Genomic DNA, 20,469 nt, shown 5'->3' with positions numbered 1-20,469 from the left:
GGCGTACAGCCCGTCCGACATCTGTGCTTGCATGCCGCTCAACGTAATGTCCAGCCGTGCGCCTTGGCAGCAGAGCAGAAGTCCTTCCTTCTCCAACTCTCCCCTGAAGAGTGAGAGGCACCGAAAGAAGTTCCCAGCCTCAAATTCCGCCCTGATGCCACTCTCTCTCGTGCAGGCGATTCTGTGCGGATGTGTGCCGAGTAGTTCTACCTGAACAGACTCCGTCGCGCCGGACCTGCTTTGTGCGACGAGTGTACTTACCGTTGTCACTCTGGTCCCTTGTAGTGGGGGTTTGGAATCCAATTGTGGAATCTATCCCAAGCTCCAACGATATCAGAGGAGTTGATTTTTCTCGGGAAGGCTATCTCCTTTTCGTGGGAGCTGGGATTTCCGGGTAGTGCATTATTTACGTCGATGCCATCGTCAATGGTGTCGACCATATACACATAGCCATCGCTATTTGACCCGAAGCGACTGAATGCGTGAGATTTTTCTAGCGAGGTGGCCACATATCCCGATTCGGCTGTATGTACCCCCGAGATTCCGTAGACGTGCTCCTCCAGGCTCATGTTGTCGCCTTTCGGGGAGAAGCCGTTTTCGAATATCTCTTCCACGCCTCTCGAATCTTTCCGGTACCGATGGTTCTTGTTTTCTTTCGGGCAATCCGGTGCGAGCCCCAGTGGGTCAGTCTGTGCACCTGGATTGTGAACGTAAGTTCTCGGGTTAGGAGCTGGCTGCAGGCCCAACGGATCGGGGCATGTGTAGCGCGCCGTTTCGGGGTCGTAGTGGCGGAAGAAGTTGTAGTGCAGGCCGGTTTCGGGGTCTGCGTACTGGCCGGGAAAGCGGAGGGGGCAGTCCACCTCTGAGGTTCCCGGCGGGGTGGGGAGAGGGGTGCCCCAGAGGCTGGTGCGGTGTTGCCAGGCGAGGGTGCCCTCGGGGGTGATGAGCTCGGTGGGCGCACCCACCAGGTCCGTGACGATCGCGTGGAAGCGCGTGTCGTACCCGGTTCCGGCTGGCTTCGACGTCGTCGTCTGGGATATCGGACGGTGGGTGCCGGGGGCGTAGTCCCACGTCGTGGTGTGACCGTCGGCCGTGGTCTGTTCGGCCAGGCGCGTGCCGTCCCAGGTGAAGTCGATCCGCTCGGCGACCGTGTCGTTCGCCGCGAGGCGGTGCTTGGCGGTGCGGCGGCCCAAGGGGTCGTAGGCGTAGCGCCAGCGGGCGCCGTCCGGGGTGATGGCTTGAGTGAGGCGGTCCTCCGCGTTCCAGGTGTAGGTCCAGGTGTGGCGCTGGCCGTTCAGGAGGCGGCGGGTGCGGCGGATCAGACGGCCCTGGGCGTCGTGCTCGTAGGTCGTGCGGTTGCTGTCGCCGCCCGCGCCGCGGATAAGGGTGCCGCTGAACTCCCGCGGACCAGGGGATGGGTGCTTGGGAGCCTCGGCTGTGGTGAGGTTGCCCGCCGCGTCATAGGCGTAGGTCTCGGTCCAGCCATGCGCGTGGACCGCCGTCACACGGCCGACCGGGTCGAGGTCGAAACGGCGGGTGCCGGACGTCAGTTCACGGATCTCGGTGAGATGGTCGTCCGGGCGGTAGCCGTACGCCCGGTGCTGGATGAGGGCGTTGGCCGGGCCGCTGACGGTCTGGCCCGTCATGCGGTTCAGGTCGTCCCAAGCCTGCGTGAGTGTCACATCGGCGCCGAAGGTGCGCGACGTCTCGCGGCCCGCCGCGTCGTAGCCGAAGCGCAGACTGTTGTCCGCCGTGGTGAGGGATACCGGACGCGATGCCGCGTCATATGTCCATGCGGAGCGGATTCCGGCCGAGGTCATGCGTTCGGTGCGGTTGCCCACCGCGTCGTACGCGTAGGTCGTGGTGTGGCCGTTGACCGACTCGGTCAGGATCCGGCCGAGGGCGTCATAGGTGCGAGCGAGCTCCGTGTCCGGGTTCGTCGCCCCCGCCAGACGGCCTGCGGCGTCATAGCCGAAGGTCGTCTCGGCGCCGTCGCTGCCGCGTGTGGAGACCGTACGGCCCAGGACGTCCCGCCGATAGTGCAGCCGCTCGCCCGCGCCGTTGGTACGGGTGCTGATGCGGCCCGCCGCATCGTGCTCGTACGACAGCGTGCGCCCGTTGAAATCGGTTTCGGAGATGAGCCGCCCGGCCCCATCATAGGCATAGGTCCAGGTCAGGCCCTGAGGGTTGGTGACCTGGGTCAGGCGCAGCTCGGTGTCGTAGGCGAAGGCGTACTCCGCCCCGTCCGGGTCCGTCCGTGTCGCCGGGAGGTCGAAGTGGGTGTGGGTGTGGCGGGTGGTGTTGCCCGCCGGGTCGGTGTGTTCGGTGAGGTTGCCCTCGGCGTCCCAGGTCCACGTCTCGCGGCTGCCGTCCGGCCGGGTGCGCCAGGCGGGCTTGCCCTCGATGGTCCAGCCCTGGCGGGTGACATGGCCCAGGGGATCGGTGACGCGGGTGATGCGGCCGTGGGTGCCACGGCGGACGACCGTCGTATTGCCCAATGCATCGGTGACCTCGACCGGGAGGCCCGCCGCGTCGCACACGACCCGGGTGGTGTGGCCCAGCGGATCGACGACCGAGGTCAGGTTCCCCGACTCGTCATACGCGTAGTGCGTCTCCGCGCCCGTCGGGTCCGTCGTCCGGATGCGGTTGCCCCGGTCGTCGTAGGCGTGGCGCCACACCGCGCCGTCCGGTTCGCACACCTCCAGCGGCCGGCCATCCCCGTCGTACGCGGCCGTGGCCGCCGTGCCGTCCGGGCGGTCGACGCGTATCAGGTTGCCGGGGCCGTCGTACGCGTAGCGCGTGGTGTGGCCCAGCGGGTCCGTCACCGACAGCGGCAGGCGGCGCGTCCCCGGGTCCCACTCGGTGTGCGTGGTGTGGCCCAGCGCGTCGGTGCGGGCTATCGCCCGGTACGCCTCGTCGAAGACGTACGTGATGCGGTGGCCGAGCGAGTCCGTGTAGACGGTGGTGCGGGACGCCTCGTCGTAGTGGAAGCGGCCGGTCATCATGTCGTCCGAGCCGATGGTGCGCAGCACCCGGCCCCGGTGGTCGTAGACGTATCCGAAGCTGGTGCCGTTGCGGTCGGTCCATGAGGTGACGCGGTGCTGGTCGTCGTAGGTGAACCGCATCGGTTCGTCGGCGGAGTTGAAGACCTCGGTCAGGTCGCCCGCGCCGTTGTAGCCGAAGGAGACCAGCGTGGTGCCCCCCTCGGCGGCACCGACGCCCAGGAGCCGCAGCCCGGTGATGCGCGCGAGCTCCGGATCGGTGTCGATCGCGATGCGATACCCGCCGGAGTGCGCCACCTCGCGCGGGGTGCCGTCCTCGTCGTAGGTGAACGTGATGGTCCGGCCATTGCGGTCCTCGATCACCTCGAGAGGGAGCTCATTGGCGTTGCCGCCCAGCGGGGTGAAGTGCAGCGTGCGGGCCCGCTCGGGGATCTCGATCCGCATCGTGCCGCCCGCCGCGCCGTCCCAGCGCAGGGGCCAGCGCGGGCCCCGCGCCGGATATGTGTCCTCCCCGGGCGTCGGCACCCCGTAGCGCAGCACCATGCCGTCGGCCGTGACGAACACGATCCCGTCCGCGTCCAGCTCCAGCCGCTGGTCGAGCGTGGCCGCCCAGGTGCGGCCGAACCACCCACCGCAGGTGTGCCCGGAGACGAAGGTGCGCTCCAGGATCAGGGGGAGCGCTCCGGGCAGGGACACGTCCGTGGCCGGCATGACCATCTCGCCGGTGGCGACGTCGACCGGGTCGTCCTCGCAGTCCCTGTCGTGCGTATGCCGGTCGTGCGTGCCCTCGCTGTCCGCCCGGCCGGACGCCTCGCCGTCCCGGCCCAGGAGCCTCTTACGGAGCGCCAGCCGCTGCGCGGCGTTCTGGCCCGTCCGGAGCTCCTTGCGCAGCGCGCTCGCGCCGCCCGTGGCCAGGGCCAGCAGCAGCGACGGGGTGATCTCGCCCGCCGCGCGCAGCGGGTCCTTGGACCACAGGTCCCAGTTCGTGACCGCCTTGGCGAACTCCTTGGGGTGCTGGGCCGCGTACGCCGCGCCGTCCGCCATGCCGGCCAGCTGCATCGCCAGGCCCTTGCCGTCGCCCTTGGCGATCGAGGCCGGGATCTCGCCCAGGCTCAGGATGCCGTGGTGGACCTTCCACAGCCCGTCCTTGAAGCTGTCCCCGACCTTCTGCCAATTGCTCGGCTTGTCGGGGGCCTTCTCCGCCGCCTTGTCGATCTTCTTCTTCGACGCGTCGACGACCAGCCGCAACTCCTCGATCAGCTTGTCCAGCCGACCGACGCACGACTCCATCGCGGCGATGCCGGGATCGGTCTCCGAAGGCCGGTCCGGCAACTGCTCGTCGCCGCGCTTCACCGCGTCGTTGTACGTCTCGACCTTCGTGTTGTGCGCCTTGGACGCCGCCCGTGCCGCGTCCGCGTCCTCGATGATCGGCTCACAGCGCTTCTGCACCGACCGCAGCTTGGTCGCGTACGCCGCCAGCGCGCTCGCCGCATGGGTGAACTGGTCGTGGCCCGAGGTCAGTTCCTTCGGCAGCCGGTCGACCGACTTACGGAACTCGCTCGCGCCCTTGCCCGACCAGTCCGCCAGCTCCAGCGGCCTGAGCTTGTCCCTGCCGTCCTGGAAGGCGCCCGCGTACGCGCGCAGCTCCAGCACCAGGTCGTCGATGTCGTCCGGATTGCCGGGGATCAGGTCCTTGGGCTTGGCGTCCACCGGTATCCGAATCTGCGGGGCCCGCCCCGCGTCCGGATCGCCCATCAGGATTCGTCCTGGTATTCACTCAGCAGCTTGCGCGAGAACTTCGACAACCCCGTCTCCTCCGGGCGCTTCTCCATCTCGGGCGCGCCCACGTGCTCCCAGGACCACTTGCTCGCCGCGCCCCCCGAGGGGAGCTTGGCCATGTTCTCGTCCGAGGGCCAGAAGCCCTTCACCCGCAGCAGATCCGCCAGCATGTACCCGGCCACCGCCTCATACAGCCGCTCCACGACCGCATCCGCGTGGTCGGCCAGTTCCCCCATGCCGAAGCCCCACTCCTGGAGGAATCCCTTGCCGGATTCCAGGAGTTCGGGCGCGCCGCAGTGCTGGAGGTAGCCCGTCAGCTTCTCCTGGCCGTTCTTCACGGCGCGGGCCCCGACGACCGACTCCTCCAGCGGGGCGATCAGGCCCCTTACGGAGGCGATCTCGATCTTGTAGCCGTCGGCGCCTTCGTTTCCGCCGTATTTGCCGTGCTCGCCGCCCTCGCTGGGGGCGCGGTTCACATTCCGCGCGTCAGGATCCGCCACCGTCAGCCCCCTCGCCGTGGCTTTCCGCTTCCTGGTCCCCGGCTTCCCGGGCGTCGGCCTCCTGGTCCCCGGCTTCCCGGGCGTCCGCTTCCTGGTCCTCCGCGTCGCGCAGCGTCCGCGCGTCCAGCAGGAAGGGGCGCTCACCCAGCGGATCCACCAACGCCCGTACGCCCTCGGGCAGCAGGTCCACCAGGTCCTCGACCGTCGTGGACGCCCAGCCGCACGCCCCCGCGAAGAGCGCGAGCCCTTCGAGCGAGGTGAAGACCGGGACCAGCGGGCCGCCTTCGGCGGTCTCCGAGATCAGGAAGCCCGGGTGCTCCGGGCGCTGGAAGTACAGCCGCGCCGTCCGCAGCGCAGCCCACTTCTCGCGCTCCGTCATCCGCGCGGCGGTCTCCTGGCGGACGAGCTCTGCCAGCGTCATTCTGCCGCCCTGACCAGGCGGCCTACCGTCCCCTCCCTCAAACATGAGGGTCATCTTCGCACGGGTGACCGACACCTTCCGTAATCGACGCGCCGCTCCTCGCAGTCGCCGACCCGTGCGTTCCAGGACGTCGATGGATTCCGTCCGCTGAGCGCTAGTCCGCCGTTTCCGCGCCCGTGTGTTCGGCGGTGGCACGTACGAGGTTCTGCTCCAGGTGCTCCAGGGTGCGCAGGGCCGCGGCGCTTTCGTCGTCCGAGAGGCCCGCCGTCGAGATCTCCTCGAGCTGACTCCAGACCCGCTCCACCTCACGGCGCAGCGCGTGGCTGGCCGCTGTGGGTTCGATGAGCGAGGCGCGCTTGTCGGTGGGGGAGGGCCGGCGGCGGACGAAGCCGGCCTGTTCCAGGCGCCGGACGGTGCGGGTCATGGTGGCGGCGTCGGAGTCCATCAGCCGCACCAGGTCGGCCTGGCGCTGGGGGCCGAGTTCCCACAGATGCATCATCACCAGTTCCTGGCCCGGGTGCAGGCCGATGCGGCGCAGTAGCTGTCCCGCGAACATGCGGTGCAGGCGGGCCAGGCGAAAGATCGCATGGCTGACCGGCCCGCCTCTGGCGGCGCCCGGCATCGGGACGGTGGCCTCCTGTCCCGTCCCCACGGTGCTGTTCCCGGCCTCCGGCGTGGACTGCGTCATCTCTTACTCGCCTTTCCTGCTGCTTGGTCACCTTGATCCTACTGTCTCGCTCGGTGTATTGCTGCTCGGACAGCAATACGCCGAGCGCTGTGATGCGCGCTCCGGTCGTACCGTGCGTATGGTCTGCTGCCTGGCCGGATCGCTCGGTAGTGATGTGGCTCACGATCGATCGGGAATGCGTCACCGCGATTTACTTGTTCGGACAGTCAATGGTGTGATGGACACCAGGACAGCGGCGCGCCGCACCTCACGGCGGCCTCCACGTCGAACTAGGAAAGTGATCATGACGACGGCATTCGACTCGTACGACCTGGGCGGCACCCGCCTGGCCAACCGCATCGTGATGTCCCCGATGACCCGCAGCCGCGCCTACGGCCCGGGCACGAGCCCGACCGATCTGACCGCGACCTACTACGCACAGCGGGCGAGTGCCGGGCTGATCGTCACCGAGGGGATCCAGCCCTCGGTGATCGGACAGGGCTACCCCGACACCCCGGGCCTGCACTCCGCCGAGCAGATCGCGGCCTGGCGGAAGGTGACCGACGCCGTGCACCGCGCGGGCGGGGTGATCTTCGCGCAGCTCATGCACGCCGGCCGGATCGGCCACCCCAGCCTGCTGCCGGACGGCCTGGTGCCGGTCGGCCCCTCGGCCGTGACGCCGCGGGGGAAGGTGTTCACCCACGACGGCCCCAAGGACTTCGTCACCCCCAAGGCGCTGACCGAGGCCGAGATCGCGCAGACCATCGACGACTTCGCGGCCGCGGCGCGCAACGCGATCGCGGCCGGGTTCGACGGCGTGGAGATCCATGGGGCGAACGGCTACCTGGTCCACCAGTTCCTCGCCCCCAACGCCAACCGGCGCACCGACGCCTGGGGCGGCTCGGTCGACGGCCGCATCCGCTTCGGCGCCGAGGTGGCGGCCGCGGTGGCCGGGGCCATCGGCGGTGAGAAGGTCGGCTTCCGCATCTCGCCCGGGAACCCCGTCAACGACATCGCCGAGGACGACCTCCAGGAGACCTACGGCGCCCTGGTGGCCCGGCTGGCCCCGCTGGGCCTGGCCTATCTGCACCAGATGGAGGCCCCGGGCGTACGCGACCTGACCGTACGGCTGCGCAAGGAGTGGCCCGGCACCCTCGTCCTCAACCCGTCTACCGGCGACGATCCGACCGGACCGGGCGAGCTGACGCTGGTGGCGGACGGTACGGCGGACCTGCTCGCCTTCGGCGCGCTGTTCCTGGCCAACCCCGACCTTCCGGCCCGCCTCGCCGCCGACGGCCCGTTCAACACCCCCGAACGCGCCACCTACTTCGGCGGCGACCACCGCGGCTACACCGACTACCCCGCCCTCGGCTGAGCCGCGACCCCAGTCCGCATCCGATCCGCATACCTGACCGAACGCGATCAGCTGAACCGCGAAAGAGAGAGCGAACATGACCACCCACCACGACAAGCGGACCATTCTGGTCCTGGGCGCGACCGGCAACCAGGGCGGCTCCGTCGCCCGCGAGCTGCTCCGCCGGGGCCACCCGGTGCGCGGGCTGACCCGCGACCCGCACTCGGCGAAGGCACAGGAGCTGGCCGCGGCGGGCGCCGAGGTCGTCTCGGGCGACCTCGACGACCCGCGTTCGCTGGACGCCGCGTTGAGCGGTGTGTACGGGGTCTACAGCGTGCAGACCTTCATGGGTCCCGGCGGGATCGAGGCCGAGGAGCGGCAGGGCCGCGCGGTCGCCGAGGCCGCGGCACGGGCCGAGGTGGAACACCTCGTCTACGGCTCGGTCGGCGGCGCCGAGCGCGACTCCGGAGTGCCGCACTTCGACAGCAAGGCCCGTATCGAGAAGCACATCGTCGGCCTCGGGCTGCCCGCGACCATGCTGCGCCCGACCTACTTCATCAACAATTTCGCCTTCATGGGCCCCGTCCGCGACGCGGACGGGCTCGTGGTCAGCCTGGCTCTGAAGCCCGGGACGGCGCTGCAGATGATCGCCCCCGAGGACATCGGCCTGTTCGCCGCCGACGCCTTCGACAACCCCGAGGAGTACATCGGCGGCCGGCTCGAGCTGGCCTCCGAGGAGCTCACGGGTCCGCAGCTGGCCGAGGTGTTCGAGAAGGTCTCGGGCATTCCCACCCGCTTCGAGGAGCAGGATCTCGATCGGTTGCGGCAGGCCAGCTCCGAGATGGGCACCATGTTCGCCTGGTTCAACGACCACGGCTACCGGGCGGACATCCCCGCCCTGCGCGCTCGGCACCCCGAGCTGACCACCCTGGAGACCTGGGCCCGCCGGTCATGGACCGCCCCCGCCGCCCAGTAGCCCCAGGGCTCCGGCCACCCCGGCGGACCCGGGGCGGCCGGTCCGGGCGTGACGCGCCCCGAGGGCCCCGCGGCCACGGGGTTTCTGTAGGAAGTCGACAGGGAGGGACACACGCCCCTGTGGGCGCCCGATTCCTCCTCGGGGGCCTTGGACCGATAGTTTGCGGGGGTAGGAGTCGGCGCGCGCCGTGAATCGTCCCGGCACGTCACATCGACAGACGCCGACGGACACCGACGCACGCCGACAGACACCGACAGATATCGACAGCCGTCGACAGAGATCGACAAGAGAAGGTGGTCCCTTGAGCCGCTCGGTTCTCGTCACCGGAGGCAACCGCGGCATCGGCCTCGCCATCGCCCGTGCCTTCGCCGATGCTGGCGACAAGGTCGCCATCACCTACCGGTCCGGCGAGCCGCCGGCCGGCTTCCTCGCGCTCAAGTGCGACATCACCGAGCCGGAGCAGGTCGAGCAGGCGTACAAGGAGATCGAGGAGAAGCACGGCGCGGTCGAGGTCCTGGTGGCCAACGCCGGGGTCACCCGCGACCAGCTGCTGATGCGGATGTCCGAGGAGGACTTCGCCACTGTCCTCGAGACCAACCTCACCGGCACGTTCCGCGTGGTCAAGCGGGCCAACCGGGGGATGCTGCGGGCCCGTAAGGGGCGCGTGGTGCTGATCTCGTCGGTCGTCGGGCTGATGGGTTCGGCCGGTCAGGCGAACTATGCCGCCTCCAAGGCGGGCCTGGTGGGCTTCGCCCGCTCCCTCGCCCGTGAGCTGGGCTCGCGCAACATCACAGTCAATGTGGTCGCGCCCGGTTTCGTCGACACGGACATGACGCGCGCGCTCAACGACGACCAGCGCGAGAACATCGTGAAGCAGGTACCGCTCGCGCGTTACGCGCAGCCCGAGGAGATCGCCGCCTCGGTCCGCTTCCTGGCCTCCGACGAGGCCGCGTACATCACTGGAGCCGTCATCCCTGTCGACGGCGGATTGGGCATGGGTCACTGAACGTCATGAGTGGAATTCTCGCTGGCAAGCGCATCCTGGTCACGGGCGTCATCACCGAGGCGTCCATCGCCTTCCACGCCGCCAGGCTGGCCCAGGAGGAGGGCGCCGAGGTCATCCTGACCGGCTTCGGCCGGGTCTCCCTCGTCGAGCGGATCGCCAAGCGGCTGCCCAAGCCCGCCCCGGTCATCGAGCTGGACGTGCAGAACCAGGAGCAGCTCGACGGCCTGGCCGACAAGGTGCGCGAGCACCTGGGCGAGGGTGTCGACCTCGACGGTGTGGTGCACTCCATCGCCTTCGGCCCGCAGGGCGCGTTCAACTTCCTCGAGGGCAGCTGGGAGGACGTCGGCACGGCCGTGCACGTCTCGGCCTACTCCCTCAAGGCGCTCACCATGGCGTGCCTGCCGATGATGCCGCGCGGCGGCTCGATCGTCGGCCTGACCTTCGACGCCCAGTTCGCCTGGCCGAAGTACGACTGGATGGGTGTGGCCAAGGCCGCGCTGGAGTCCACCAGCCGCTACCTCGCCCGCGACCTCGGTGAGAAGAACGTGCGCTGCAACCTGGTCTCCGCCGGGCCGATCAAGTCCATGGCCGCGAAGTCCATCCCCGGCTTCGAGGAGCTCGCGGACGTCTGGAACCACCGGGCCCCGATCGGCTGGGACCTGACCGACCCGGAGCCGGCCGGCCGCGGCGTCGTCGCCCTGCTGTCCGACTGGTTCCCGCGCACCACGGGCGAGATCGTGCATGTCGACGGCGGTGTGCACATGATGGGTGCCTGAGCCCACGGCGTTTCCGCGCGACGGCCGCCGTCCCGCCCCCGCGAACCGGGGGTCCGGGGCGGCGGCCGTTCCGCGTGTGCGTTCACCCGTTCGGGGGAGCAGGACGCGCGTCCGGGTGGTGGGCACGCGCACTGTGGAGCCATACGACGAACCGACTCACCGGAGCGCCAGCGGCACGGCCGAGGAGGTCCCGCATGCGTACGACCCGCCGTGTCGCGGCCGCGCTGCTGCTCGTCGCCACGGTGGGTCTGGTCATCGCCGCCTCCAGGTCCGCCGCGCAGGAACGGCCCCGGAAGCGCGAGGCCGCCTGCAGCACCTCGGTCCGCGGCTCGCACGCCACGGCCAGTTGCTTCAACCCCAACCCCCGCGTGGACCGGGTGCAACTGCATGTCGAATGCGCCCGCTGGTGGGACCCGGACATGGACGCCCACCCGGTGGAGGTCGGCCCGGCCCAGCGCGTGGACCTCGCCGAGCGCTGCTGGAAGGAGATACGGAAAGCCTGGGTGAGCCACCACGCCGAGCGCTGAACCCACGCGCCCGAAGGCTGCCGCCTGCGTTCGGTCGGCCGCCGGTCGCTCAACGCTCGTCGGTCGCTCAGTGCCCGCGGATCGCTCAGTGCCCGCCGGTCGCTCAGCGCTCGTCGGTCGCTCAGCGCGCGCGGAAACGGCAGCCGAACGGGTGGGTGCTGGCCTCGGCCGCCGCCCGCTCCCCGTCCCCCTCCCGGATCGCCTCCACCAGCCGTCCGTGGTCCACATACGTGTCCGGGCCCATCCCGCTGCCCACGTCCGCGCGCAGGAAGTCCCGTACGACCGCGCCCAGATCCGCGTACAGCTCCGCCAGCACATCGTTGTGCGACGCGGCGACGACCGCCATGTGCAAGGTGGCGTCCGCCTCGACGAACGCGTCCGGGTCGCCCGCCTCCCAGGCCAGCTCGCGCCGGTCCAGTTGTGCGTCCAGTTGCTTGAGGTCCTGTTCGGTGCGGCGCTCCGCGGCGAGCTGGGCGGCTTTGGTCTCCAGGGCGCTGCGCAGCTCGGCCACGTGACGGGGGTCGGCGGCGGCGAAGCGGCGGTGCATCACCCCGGCCAGTTCGCTGGTCGCCAGCACATAGGTGCCCGAGCCCTGGCGGATGTCCAGCAGCCCGTTGTGCGCGAGGGCGCGTACGGCCTCCCGCACGGTGTTGCGCGCGACCCCCAGTTGCTCGACCAGCTCGGGCTCGGTGGGGATCCGCGAGCCCACCGGCCATTCGCCCGAGGTGATCTGGGCGCGCAGCTGGGCGATCACCTGGTCGGCGAGGGCGGAGCGCCGGGGCGAGGTCAGCGGCATGACTCTCCTGTGCGTGGGGCGGATGTGGCCCGAGGTGAGCGAACGGGCCCTTCCATGATGCCGTCAGGCTGTTACCGGGCGGTTGCTCACCACTGGACGGGTATTCATCCCATCATTCTATGATGGTCGGCATGCACACGCCCCCGTCTGACGATCTCGCGACGCTCGACACCGCCGACTCCGCGCCCCGCCCGGCGGAACCGGGAGCACCGCGCCGCGCCGCCTCACCCTGGCGAGGCCGCGTCATGGCGGCAGGGCTCATTCTCGCCGCGCTCAATCTCCGCCCCGCCGTCACCAGCCTCGGTCCGCTGCTCGAAGAGGTCCGCGCCGACCTCGGGATGAGCGGCACCGTCGCCGGAGTGCTCACCTCCGTGCCCGCGGCGTGTTTCGCGCTCTTCGGGTTCACCGCACCCCGGCTGGCCCGGCGCTGGGGGCCGGTGGCCGTCGTCTGCGCCGGGCTCGCCGCCATCGCCGCCGGTCTGCTGCTGCGTCCCCTGGCCGGCGGGACCGTGGCCTTCCTGGCGGCCAGCGCGCTCGCCCTGGCCGGGATCGCGGTGAGCAACGTCCTGATGCCGGTGATCGTCAAGCGCTGGTTCCCGGATCGGGTCGGCTCGATGACCGGGCTGTACTCGATGGGTCTGTCGCTGGGCACGGCCGCCTCCGCGGCGGTCACCGTGCCGATGACCGACGCGCTGGGCGGCTCCTGGCGGACCGGGCTCGGGGTGTGGGCGCTGCTCGCCGCGGTGGCGCTGGTGGCGTGGCTGTTCCTCGCCCGCGACCGTACGAGCGGTTCGCGGGCGGACGGCGCCGAGGCGACTCGTACCGAGGCGGGCGGTAAGGAGGCGGGCCGTACGGACGCGGACGCGTCGGCCCCGGCCGAGAGCGTCGCCGCGGCCGAGACCGCCGCCCCGGCCGACGGGCCCGCGATCCGCATCACCCGCAGCCCCCTCGCCTGGGCGATGGCCGTCTTCTTCGGCTTCCAGGCCACCGCCGCGTACATCTCCATGGGCTGGATGCCGCAGATCTTCCGGGACGCGGGGGTCTCCGCCTCCACCTCCGGATTGCTGCTGGCCGTGATGATGGCGATGGGCGTGCCGCTCGCCTTCGTCCTGCCGCGGATCGCCGCCCGGCTGCGGCACCAGGGCGTCCTGGTCGTCATCCTCGGAGTCTTCGGCCTCACCGGCTACGCCGGGCTGTGGCTGGCCCCGGCCGGCGGCGCCTGGGCCTGGGCCCTGCTGCTCGGCATCGCCAACTGCGCCTTCCCGCTCGCCCTCACCATGATCGGCATGCGGACGAGGACCCACGCGGGCGTGGTCCGGCTGTCGGCCTTCGCGCAGTCCGTCGGCTATCTGCTGTCCATCCCGGGCCCGCTGCTGGTCGGCGTGCTCTACCAGCACAGCGGCGGCTGGGGACAGCCCATCGCGCTGATGGCCGGGTTCATGGTGCCGCAGATCATCGCGGGCGTACTGGCCGGACGCGACCGCACTCTTGAGGACGAGGGCTGATCGAGGTTGAGCGTACGGGGGCTGATCCGTGTCGGGCACGGGGGCTGATCGGTGTCGCGTACGGGGGATGGGAGACTGGTGCCATGCCAGTGCTCGATGAGAACCCCCCGGACGGCCAGAAGAAGCTCCTCATCATCCTCGGCGTGATGCTGGGCATCACCGTGGTCGTCGGCGTGATCGCCACCCTCGCCTCGCCCTGACCCGGGGCGGGGGACCGGATGGTGGGGCCGGCCCCACCATCCCCTAGGGGGCTGGGCTCAGGGGTAAGTGGGTGGCTCACCGGATGGGAGCCGCCCCGCCCGCTCCGTACCGTCGAACCATCGACACGTTCGGCGACCCGGAGGCGATCCCATGTCCGCCCGCACACGTACCCGGCCCGCACACCCGGTGGACAGCGGCATGGACGTCCGGCTGCCGTGGTGGGCCGTCGTTCTCCCGACCGTGGCCTTCGCGGCGCTGCTGCTCCTGCTCACCGGGCCCACCGACGCCCATGCCGAGAGCGGCGTCTCCGGACCGGTCTCGCGGGTCGTGGAGTTGGTGCACCGGACCTTCGGGGACGCGGCACCGTGACCACCGTAGGCGGTGGTGATCAGCCGTGTCCGCCGTATCGCGGGTGTGCTCACGTTTGACGAGGTCGTTCCAACACCCTGCGCCTCGTGCACCGATTCATGCGAAGCTGGGACGCATGAGCGTCGATGTGCCCCGCAGGATTGTCCTCCTTCGACACGCCAAGGCCGACTGGCCCCAGGTGGCCGACCATGAGCGCCCGCTCGCGGAGCGCGGCCGCAATGACGCCCCGCTCGCCGGGCGCCGGATCGCGGAGGCCGGTCTCACCCCCGAACTCACCCTCTGCTCCACCGCGCTGCGCACCCGTGAGACCTGGAAGCTGGTGGTCCACGAGCTGCCGCACCGCCCCAAGACCGTCTACGAGGAGCGGCTGTACGACGCCCCGGTCGGTCAGCTCATCGAGGTGATCAATGAGACCGCGGACGACGTCACCGATCTGCTGGTCGTCGGCCACAACCCCGGGATGCACGGCCTCGCCGACGCGCTGGCGGGCGAGGCCGACGAGGGCGCCAGGGAGCGTATGGAGCGTGGTGCCTTCCCCACCTCCGCGTTCGCCGTCGTGACCTTCAGCGGCTCGTGGAAGTCGGTCGAGATCGGCTGCGGGCGCCTCGCCGGCTTCTGGGCGCCCCACGAGTGATGCCCGATTCCCGGGTGATCCCCCGGGCGTGATCTCAGCGCACCGGCCCCCGCTCCACCGTCGTCGTACGGGGAGCGGGGGCCGGTGCGCGTTCCGGGCCGGGGCCCGTCAGCCCTGGGGCCCTCGGTCTGAGCCCTCGGTCTGAGCCCTCGGGTCAGTCCACGTGCGCGTCCGCCGCCTCGACCTCGTCGCGGGTCACGCCCAGCAGATACAGCACCGTGTCGAGGAACGGCACGTTCACGGCGGTGTGCGCGGCCTCCCGGACTACTGGCTTGGCGTTGAAGGCGACGCCCAGCCCGGCCGCGTTCAGCATGTCCAGGTCGTTGGCCCCGTCGCCGATCGCGACGGTCTGCACCAGTGGCACCCCCGCCTCGGCCGCGAAGCGCCGCAGCAGCCGGGCCTTGCCCGCCCGGTCCACCACCTCGCCGACCACCCGGCCGGTCAGCTTGCCGTCCACGACCTCCAGGGTGTTGGCGGAGGCGAAGTCCAGCCCCAGCCGCTCCTTGAGATCGTCGGTGACCTGCGTAAAGCCACCGGAGACCACGCCCACCTGATAGCCGAGACGCTTCAGGGTGCGGATCAGCGTACGGGCGCCGGGGGTGAGCCGGACCTCGGCGCGCACCTTCTCCACCACGGACTCGTCGATCCCCGCCAGCAGCGCGACCCGCGCGTGCAGCGACTGCTCGAAGTCCAGCTCACCGCGCATCGCCCGCGCCGTGACCTCGGCGACCTCGGCCTCACAGCCCGCATGCGCGGCGAAGAGCTCGATCACCTCGTCCTGGATCAGGGTGGAGTCCACGTCCATGACCACCAGGCGCTGCGCCCGGCGCTGCAGCCCCGACGCCACCACGGCCACATCGACGCCGATGTCGGCGGCCTCGATGGCCAGCGCGGTGCGCAGCGGCTCCGTCTCGGCGCCGGACACCTCGAACTCCACGGCCGTCACCGGATACTTCGCCAGCCGGAAGATCCGGTCGATGTTGCCGCCGGTGCCGGTGATCCGGGAGGCGATGGCGGCGGTCGACTCGGCGGTCAGCGGGTTCCCCAGCACGGTGACATGCGACCGGCCGGTGCCACGCGGCCGGTTGTCGCCCCGGCCGGAGATGATCTCGGCCTGGAGCCGCATCGACTCCGCCCAGCTGTGCACGGTGGCCCGCAGATCACCTTCGGCGCCGTCGGCCGTCGGGGCCGTGACCAGGACGCACAGCACGATGCGGCCCCGGGTGACGACCTGCTCTATGTCCACTATGTGCACGCCGTAGGCGGCGAGGGTGTCGCAGAGCCCGGCGGTGATACCGGGGCGGTCCTTGCCGAAGATCTTGACAAGGAGCGTGGGGACATCGTCGTCGTCAGGGACGGCGGTGACAGGGGGGATCCGCGATGTGCTCATGGTCTTCCCACCGTATCCGGCCCTTCCCGTGGTGCGCGCGGCAGCCCGCACCGTGGACGGCCGCCTGAGGCGGAACGTTCATGTCCCGGTCGCCGCGGCGTCACCCCTCGCATGATCGGCGGCTTCATGCGCCACGTCCGCCGTCGTGCCCTTCGGGCCTCCCGTGCCCGTCGCCCCCGCCCCCGTCGTCCCGCCGCCCCACGGCCGCCTCGTCGTCCCGCCGTGCGAGCGCCGCGGCCCGGCGGCCCGCCGCGCCCGTGGCCCATGCCGCGAGCGCCCCGGCGGCTCCCGCCGCCGCGCCCCACCCCGCGCCCAGCGCACACGCGAGCGGAGCGTTTCCGTACAGCTCGAGCCCCGCCCCGAAGGCGTCGAAGCCGAGCACGGACAGGCTCGCCCCCGCCGAGACCCGGGTCAGCCACACCAGCAGCGGCAGCGCGAGCGCGGTCACCATGCCCAGCCGCAGCGCGCACCACCCCGCGAAGGCGAACGGCCGGCAGCTCGCTACGGGCGTACGGGCCGCGGTGAGCACCCCGGCGGCGAGCATCAGCAGCACACTCGCGACCACCAGCAGCCAGACCCGGCCGTCGAGCTCGGCCAGCCGCCCCACTGTGAGCGGCTCCCCGCCCGGCCCGGCGAGCAGATCGTCCACGGGGTCGGGCAGCACCTGCCTCAGCGCACCGCTCGCCCTGCCGTACCAGGGGATGAACAGCCCCAGCGGTATGCCGATCCACACCCCGTTGGGGGCGCCGAGCAGCGCCGACCCGAGCACCAGCCCCGGATGGTCGTCCCCGACCGCCGCGTAGATCCCGGCCACCAGACCCGCGCCGACCGCGAGCACCAGCACTCCGCACAGCGCTGACACCGCCGGCCGGACCGTACGGTGCAGCGCCTGCCCGCCGGGCGGCAGCGGGGTGCGGCGCGTGGCCAGCAGCGCGATCAGCAGGACGGCGACGACCCACACCGCGCCGCCCAGCACCGAGCGGCCGGCCGCCACGGTGAAGCCGACGGACGCCTTCGCGTCGACGAGCTCGGCCAGCCGGTCCGGCAGCAGCCCGGCGCCGATGTCCGCGATATCGCCGAGCTGCTCGGGGAGCCGGCTCAGCAGATCGTGCTCGGTGCGCTGTCTGCCGAGGCCAGGCAGGACGAGCGTGGCGCCGTCGATCGTGACCGTATCGTTGCCCACCCAGGTCAGCCCGGCGAGCAGCAACAGGAAGAGCACGGCCACGAGGCCCGCGCGCGCGGCGAGTTCGGCCCGGCCGATCACCGCCCCCGCGGCCCGTAACGACCGTACGAACAGCCACCCCAGCAGCAGTGCGCCGACCAGGCTCACCCCGAGTGGCGCGATATCGATGGCGGCGTGGGCCTGGGCGCCCTCCAGCCCGAAGACGCCCACATCGCCGGACGGGGTGACGGAACCGCCGACCGCCAGCACCGTCGCCGCGGCGGTCATCGGCCCGAGCGCGCCCGCACGGTCGGCGCCGATCAGATGCAGGCCGAGCGCGGCGATCCCCACCATGGCCAGAAACGCCCAGCTCACGGTCGCGATCGCGGCGAGTAGCGCGGGCCCCCAGGGCACTCGTCCGCCACCGCTCGCGCTCATATCGCCGACTCCCGATCGTCGCGAGTTGCCCGGATTAACCATGATCCGCACTATCCGTCAGTGCTTACCACTTTCCGAGGGCCTTTCGGATGAGTCAATGACGCCCGAGTTGTGGTCTTGTCAAAGCCCGACTTCCGGTGAAGGGACTGAGCCTGAAATAGTTCCTCAGGATGTTCGCCATCCCTAGACTCCCTCTGTCAGGGGGGTAACTCGGGGGACAACTAGTGGGGCATGGAGTGCCGGAACTCGTACTGGAATTGAACGGACAGACCTGGACACTTGATCCGTCCAGGTCGTACAGCCTGGGGCGTGACCCACAGGGCGACATGGTGCTGGACGACGCCAGGGTCTCCTGGCGGCATGCCACGGTGCGCTGGGGCGGGCGCAGTTGGGTCATCGAGGATCAGGGTTCCACCAACGGCACCTATGTGCAGGGCCGGAGAATCCAACAGGTGGAAATCGGCCCTGGTTCGGCCGTCCATCTCGGCAATGCCACCGACGGCCCTCGGCTCAGCGTCTCCGGGGGCGGCGCCTCGATGGGCGCCGCGGGTGCGTACGGTCAGCAGGCGGCGATGGGCATGCCCCAGCAGGGTCACCAGGCTCAGCAGGCCCAGCAGCCCCACCAGGCTCAGCAGCCCCCCGCCCAGCAGCCGCAGCAGCAGCCCGGCCCCGGCTGGCCGCAGCAGGGTGCGCCCCAGCAGGGCGGGCCCCAGCAGGGTGCGCCGCAGCCCCAGGGCTGGCCGCAGCCCCAGCAGCAGCCCCAGGCCCCGCACCAGCAGCAGCCGTTCATCCCGCAGCAGCAGGCGCCCCATCAGCAGCCGCAGCCGCAGCCGCAGCATCAGCGGGCACCCCAGCCGCCGCAGCAGCAGCCCCAGGCCCCGCAGAACAACCTCGCGCAGAACGGCCCCGGCACCGGCCCCTCCGGCGGCGCGCCCGCCCAGGGCGACCGCAGCCCGACCACCTTCCATCAGCTGGCCGCCGGCCGGGTGATGCGTATCGGTCGTGCGCTGGAGAACGAGCTGGTCGTCTCCGATCTGCAGGTCTCGCGCCACCACGCCGAATTCCGGGCGCTGCCCGACGGCCGCTTCGAGATACGCGACCTCGGCAGTCACAACGGCACCTATGTCAACGGTCAGCCGGTCCGGCAGCAGATCATCGGCCCCACCGACACCGTCGGCGTCGGTCACTCCACCTTCCGGCTGGTCGGCGACCGCCTCGAGGAGTTCGTCGACACTGGTGAGGTCTCCTTCTCGGCCCGCCATCTGACGGTGACGGTCGACGGCGGCAAGCAGATCCTCAAGGACGTCTCCTTCGGCGTTCCGGAGAAGTCCCTGGTCGCGGTCATCGGCCCGTCCGGCTCCGGTAAGTCCACGCTGCTCAAGGCGCTCACCGGCTATCGCCCGGCCAACCAGGGCGATGTCCTCTACGACAACCGGAACCTCTACAAGCAGTTCGCCGAGCTGCGCCAGCGCATCGGTCTGGTGCCCCAGGACGACATCCTGCACAAGGAGCTGACCGTCCAGAAGGCCCTGCGCTACGCGGCCAAGCTCCGCTTCCCCGGTGACACCGCCGAGGCCGAGCGCGAGGCCCGGATCGACGAGGTGCTGCGCGAGCTCAAGCTGGACATCCACCGGGAGAAGAAGGTCACCGCGCTCTCCGGCGGACAGCGCAAGCGGGTCTCCGTCGCGCTGGAGCTGCTCACCAAGCCGTCGCTGATCTTCCTGGACGAGCCGACCTCCGGTCTCGACCCGGGCATGGACCGCGATGTCATGCAGTTGCTGCGCGGTCTCGCCGACGACGGCCGCACCGTGCTGGTGGTCACCCACTCGGTCGCCGAGCTGGCGCTGTGCGACAAGCTCCTGGTGATGGCGCCGGGCGGTTCGGTGGCCTACTTCGGCCCGCCGGACGAGGCGCTCAACTTCTTCGGCTACGACAGCTGGGCGGATGTCTTCTCGTCGTTCGAGAACTACCGCGACTACGACTGGGCGGGCCGCTGGCGCGGTTCGCAGCACTACCAGATGTACGCGGCGGACCTCGACTCCGTCGCCCCGCAGTCCGTCCATGTGCAGGCCCCGCCGACCCGGATGCAGAAGCCACAGAGCTGGGGATCGCAGCTGTGGACGCTGATCCGCCGCTATCTGTCGGTGATCGGCTCCGACAAGGGCTTCATGGGTCTGATGGTGATCCTGCCCGCCGTACTGGGCTCGGTGAGCGTCGTCATTCCGGCGAAGTTCGGCCTTCAGCTTGCCCCGAAGGGCAGTTTCAACCAGGCCGCCGGGACGGTTCTGCTGATTCTCGTGGTCGGCATGTGCTTCACCGGCGCGGCCAACTCCGTACGAGAATTGATCAAGGAACGGGTCATCTACGAACGGGAACGGGCGGTCGGCCTGTCCCGCTCCGCGTATCTGATGTCCAAGGTGATCGTGCTCGGTGTGATCACCGCCTGCCAGGGCGTCATCATCTCCGCCATCGGTCTCTCGACGCGCAAGATGCCCGCGGAGGGCCTGCTGATGCCGCCGGCCGCCGAGCTCTGCCTGGCCGTCATCGCGATCGGCTTCACCTCGATGATGGTCGGCCTGGTCATCTCGTCCCTGGTGAAGACCGCCGAGAAGACGATGCCGCTGCTGGTCATGTTCGCGATCGTCCAGGTCGTCTTCACCGGCGTTCTGTTCAAGATCTACGGATCGCTCGGTGTGGAGCAGTTCGCCTGGCTGATGCCGTCGCGCTGGGCGGTCGGCGCGGCCGGCGCCACGCTGGACCTGGGCCCGGGCGTCGGCCACATGATGGCGCCGTGGGACAGCAAGAAGCCCCTGGACACCGACCCGCTGTGGGAGCACACCACGACCCAGTGGGGCATCGACATGATCGCGCTGATCGTCCTGGGCATCGCCTGCGGCTTCGTGGTCGCGCGGCTGCTGCGCCGCCATGAGCCGGAGGTCATGCGCAAGTAGCCGCAGCCGGAGGTC

17 protein-coding genes are annotated in these 20,469 nt (G+C 70.4%); 10 read left to right on the top strand and 7 right to left on the bottom strand.

Annotated elements, in window-relative coordinates:
• Positions 1–266: 266 nt before the first annotated feature.
• The 4 genes from CGL27_RS13235 to CGL27_RS13220 all read right to left on the bottom strand — a co-directional run bounded on the left by CGL27_RS13235 (position 267) and on the right by CGL27_RS13220 (position 6,390).
• Entirely contained in the window at positions 267–4,757 is a 4,491-nt protein-coding gene (locus CGL27_RS13235) for a putative T7SS-secreted protein (RefSeq protein ID WP_119986792.1), read from the bottom strand.
• A complete protein-coding gene (locus CGL27_RS13230) occupies positions 4,757–5,281 on the bottom strand; it encodes a hypothetical protein (protein WP_119986790.1) in 525 nt (174 codons plus the stop codon). The genes CGL27_RS13235 and CGL27_RS13230 overlap by 1 nt, the downstream gene beginning before the upstream one ends.
• A complete protein-coding gene (locus CGL27_RS13225; RefSeq protein WP_119986788.1) occupies positions 5,268–5,702 on the bottom strand; it encodes an SseB family protein in 435 nt (144 codons plus the stop codon). Before CGL27_RS13225 ends, CGL27_RS13230 begins: the two co-directional genes overlap by 14 nt.
• 154 nt (positions 5,703–5,856) lie before the next feature.
• Positions 5,857–6,390 carry a MarR family transcriptional regulator gene (locus CGL27_RS13220; protein ID WP_119986786.1) on the bottom strand — a complete coding sequence of 178 codons (534 nt, stop codon included), beginning with the start codon at positions 6,388–6,390 and terminating at the stop codon, positions 5,857–5,859.
• A gap of 283 nt (positions 6,391–6,673) precedes the next feature.
• Here CGL27_RS13220 and CGL27_RS13215 point away from each other — a divergent pair, with 283 nt between their 5' ends.
• From CGL27_RS13215 to CGL27_RS13195, 5 genes are all read left to right on the top strand, one after another.
• Complete coding sequence (locus tag CGL27_RS13215) at positions 6,674–7,744, top strand: alkene reductase (RefSeq protein WP_205587686.1); 1,071 nt, start codon at positions 6,674–6,676, stop codon at positions 7,742–7,744.
• A gap of 76 nt (positions 7,745–7,820) precedes the next feature.
• Positions 7,821–8,699, top strand: coding sequence for an NmrA/HSCARG family protein (locus tag CGL27_RS13210; RefSeq protein ID WP_119986782.1), 879 nt, complete (start codon positions 7,821–7,823; stop codon positions 8,697–8,699).
• Between the two features lie 301 nt (positions 8,700–9,000).
• The gene (fabG, locus tag CGL27_RS13205; RefSeq protein WP_119986780.1) at positions 9,001–9,705 is read left to right on the top strand and encodes a 3-oxoacyl-[acyl-carrier-protein] reductase; all 705 of its coding nucleotides are present in this window, start codon (positions 9,001–9,003) and stop codon (positions 9,703–9,705) included.
• A gap of 5 nt (positions 9,706–9,710) precedes the next feature.
• Positions 9,711–10,481 carry an enoyl-ACP reductase FabI gene (fabI, locus tag CGL27_RS13200; protein ID WP_119986779.1) on the top strand — a complete coding sequence of 257 codons (771 nt, stop codon included), beginning with the start codon at positions 9,711–9,713 and terminating at the stop codon, positions 10,479–10,481.
• 194 nt (positions 10,482–10,675) lie between these two features.
• Positions 10,676–11,008 carry a hypothetical protein gene (locus CGL27_RS13195; RefSeq protein ID WP_078640710.1) on the top strand — a complete coding sequence of 111 codons (333 nt, stop codon included), beginning with the start codon at positions 10,676–10,678 and terminating at the stop codon, positions 11,006–11,008.
• Between the two features lie 121 nt (positions 11,009–11,129).
• Here CGL27_RS13195 and CGL27_RS13190 read toward each other — a convergent pair whose 3' ends face one another.
• Complete coding sequence (locus tag CGL27_RS13190; protein WP_078640709.1) at positions 11,130–11,804, bottom strand: FadR/GntR family transcriptional regulator; 675 nt, start codon at positions 11,802–11,804, stop codon at positions 11,130–11,132.
• Between the two features lie 131 nt (positions 11,805–11,935).
• On the opposite strand from CGL27_RS13190, the gene CGL27_RS13185 reads away from it, so the two are divergent.
• From CGL27_RS13185 to CGL27_RS13175, 4 genes are all read left to right on the top strand, one after another.
• A complete protein-coding gene (locus CGL27_RS13185) occupies positions 11,936–13,309 on the top strand; it encodes an MFS transporter (RefSeq protein WP_240450484.1) in 1,374 nt (457 codons plus the stop codon).
• 83 nt (positions 13,310–13,392) lie between these two features.
• Positions 13,393–13,509, top strand: a complete 117-nt coding sequence (locus CGL27_RS53130; RefSeq protein ID WP_014059746.1) for an SGM_5486 family transporter-associated protein — start codon at positions 13,393–13,395, stop codon at positions 13,507–13,509.
• Positions 13,510–13,660: 151 nt separating this feature from the next.
• The gene (locus tag CGL27_RS13180; protein WP_119986777.1) at positions 13,661–13,879 is read left to right on the top strand and encodes a hypothetical protein; all 219 of its coding nucleotides are present in this window, start codon (positions 13,661–13,663) and stop codon (positions 13,877–13,879) included.
• A 115-nt stretch (positions 13,880–13,994) separates the two neighbouring features.
• Positions 13,995–14,513, top strand: a complete 519-nt coding sequence (locus CGL27_RS13175; RefSeq protein WP_014059744.1) for a histidine phosphatase family protein — start codon at positions 13,995–13,997, stop codon at positions 14,511–14,513.
• 154 nt (positions 14,514–14,667) lie between these two features.
• On the opposite strand, the gene serB is transcribed toward CGL27_RS13175, so the two are convergent.
• The gene (gene serB / locus CGL27_RS13170) at positions 14,668–15,903 is read right to left on the bottom strand and encodes a phosphoserine phosphatase SerB (RefSeq protein ID WP_119986775.1); all 1,236 of its coding nucleotides are present in this window, start codon (positions 15,901–15,903) and stop codon (positions 14,668–14,670) included.
• Positions 15,904–16,027: 124 nt separating this feature from the next.
• Positions 16,028–17,503 (bottom strand): streptophobe family protein, encoded by a 1,476-nt coding sequence (locus CGL27_RS13165; protein ID WP_119986773.1) that lies wholly within the window; start codon positions 17,501–17,503, stop codon positions 16,028–16,030.
• A 224-nt stretch (positions 17,504–17,727) separates the two neighbouring features.
• Between CGL27_RS13165 and CGL27_RS13160 the strand changes: the two genes are divergently transcribed.
• Positions 17,728–20,454: an FHA domain-containing protein gene (locus tag CGL27_RS13160; RefSeq protein WP_119986771.1), complete on the top strand. Its 2,727-nt coding sequence runs from the start codon at positions 17,728–17,730 to the stop codon at positions 20,452–20,454.
• Positions 20,455–20,469: the final 15 nt, after the last annotated feature.

It is taken from the genome of Streptomyces sp. 11-1-2 (assembly GCF_003595545.1).
Taxonomy (GTDB): domain Bacteria; phylum Actinomycetota; class Actinomycetes; order Streptomycetales; family Streptomycetaceae; genus Streptomyces; species Streptomyces hygroscopicus_B.
This window is presented reverse-complemented; position numbering and strand designations above follow the sequence as displayed.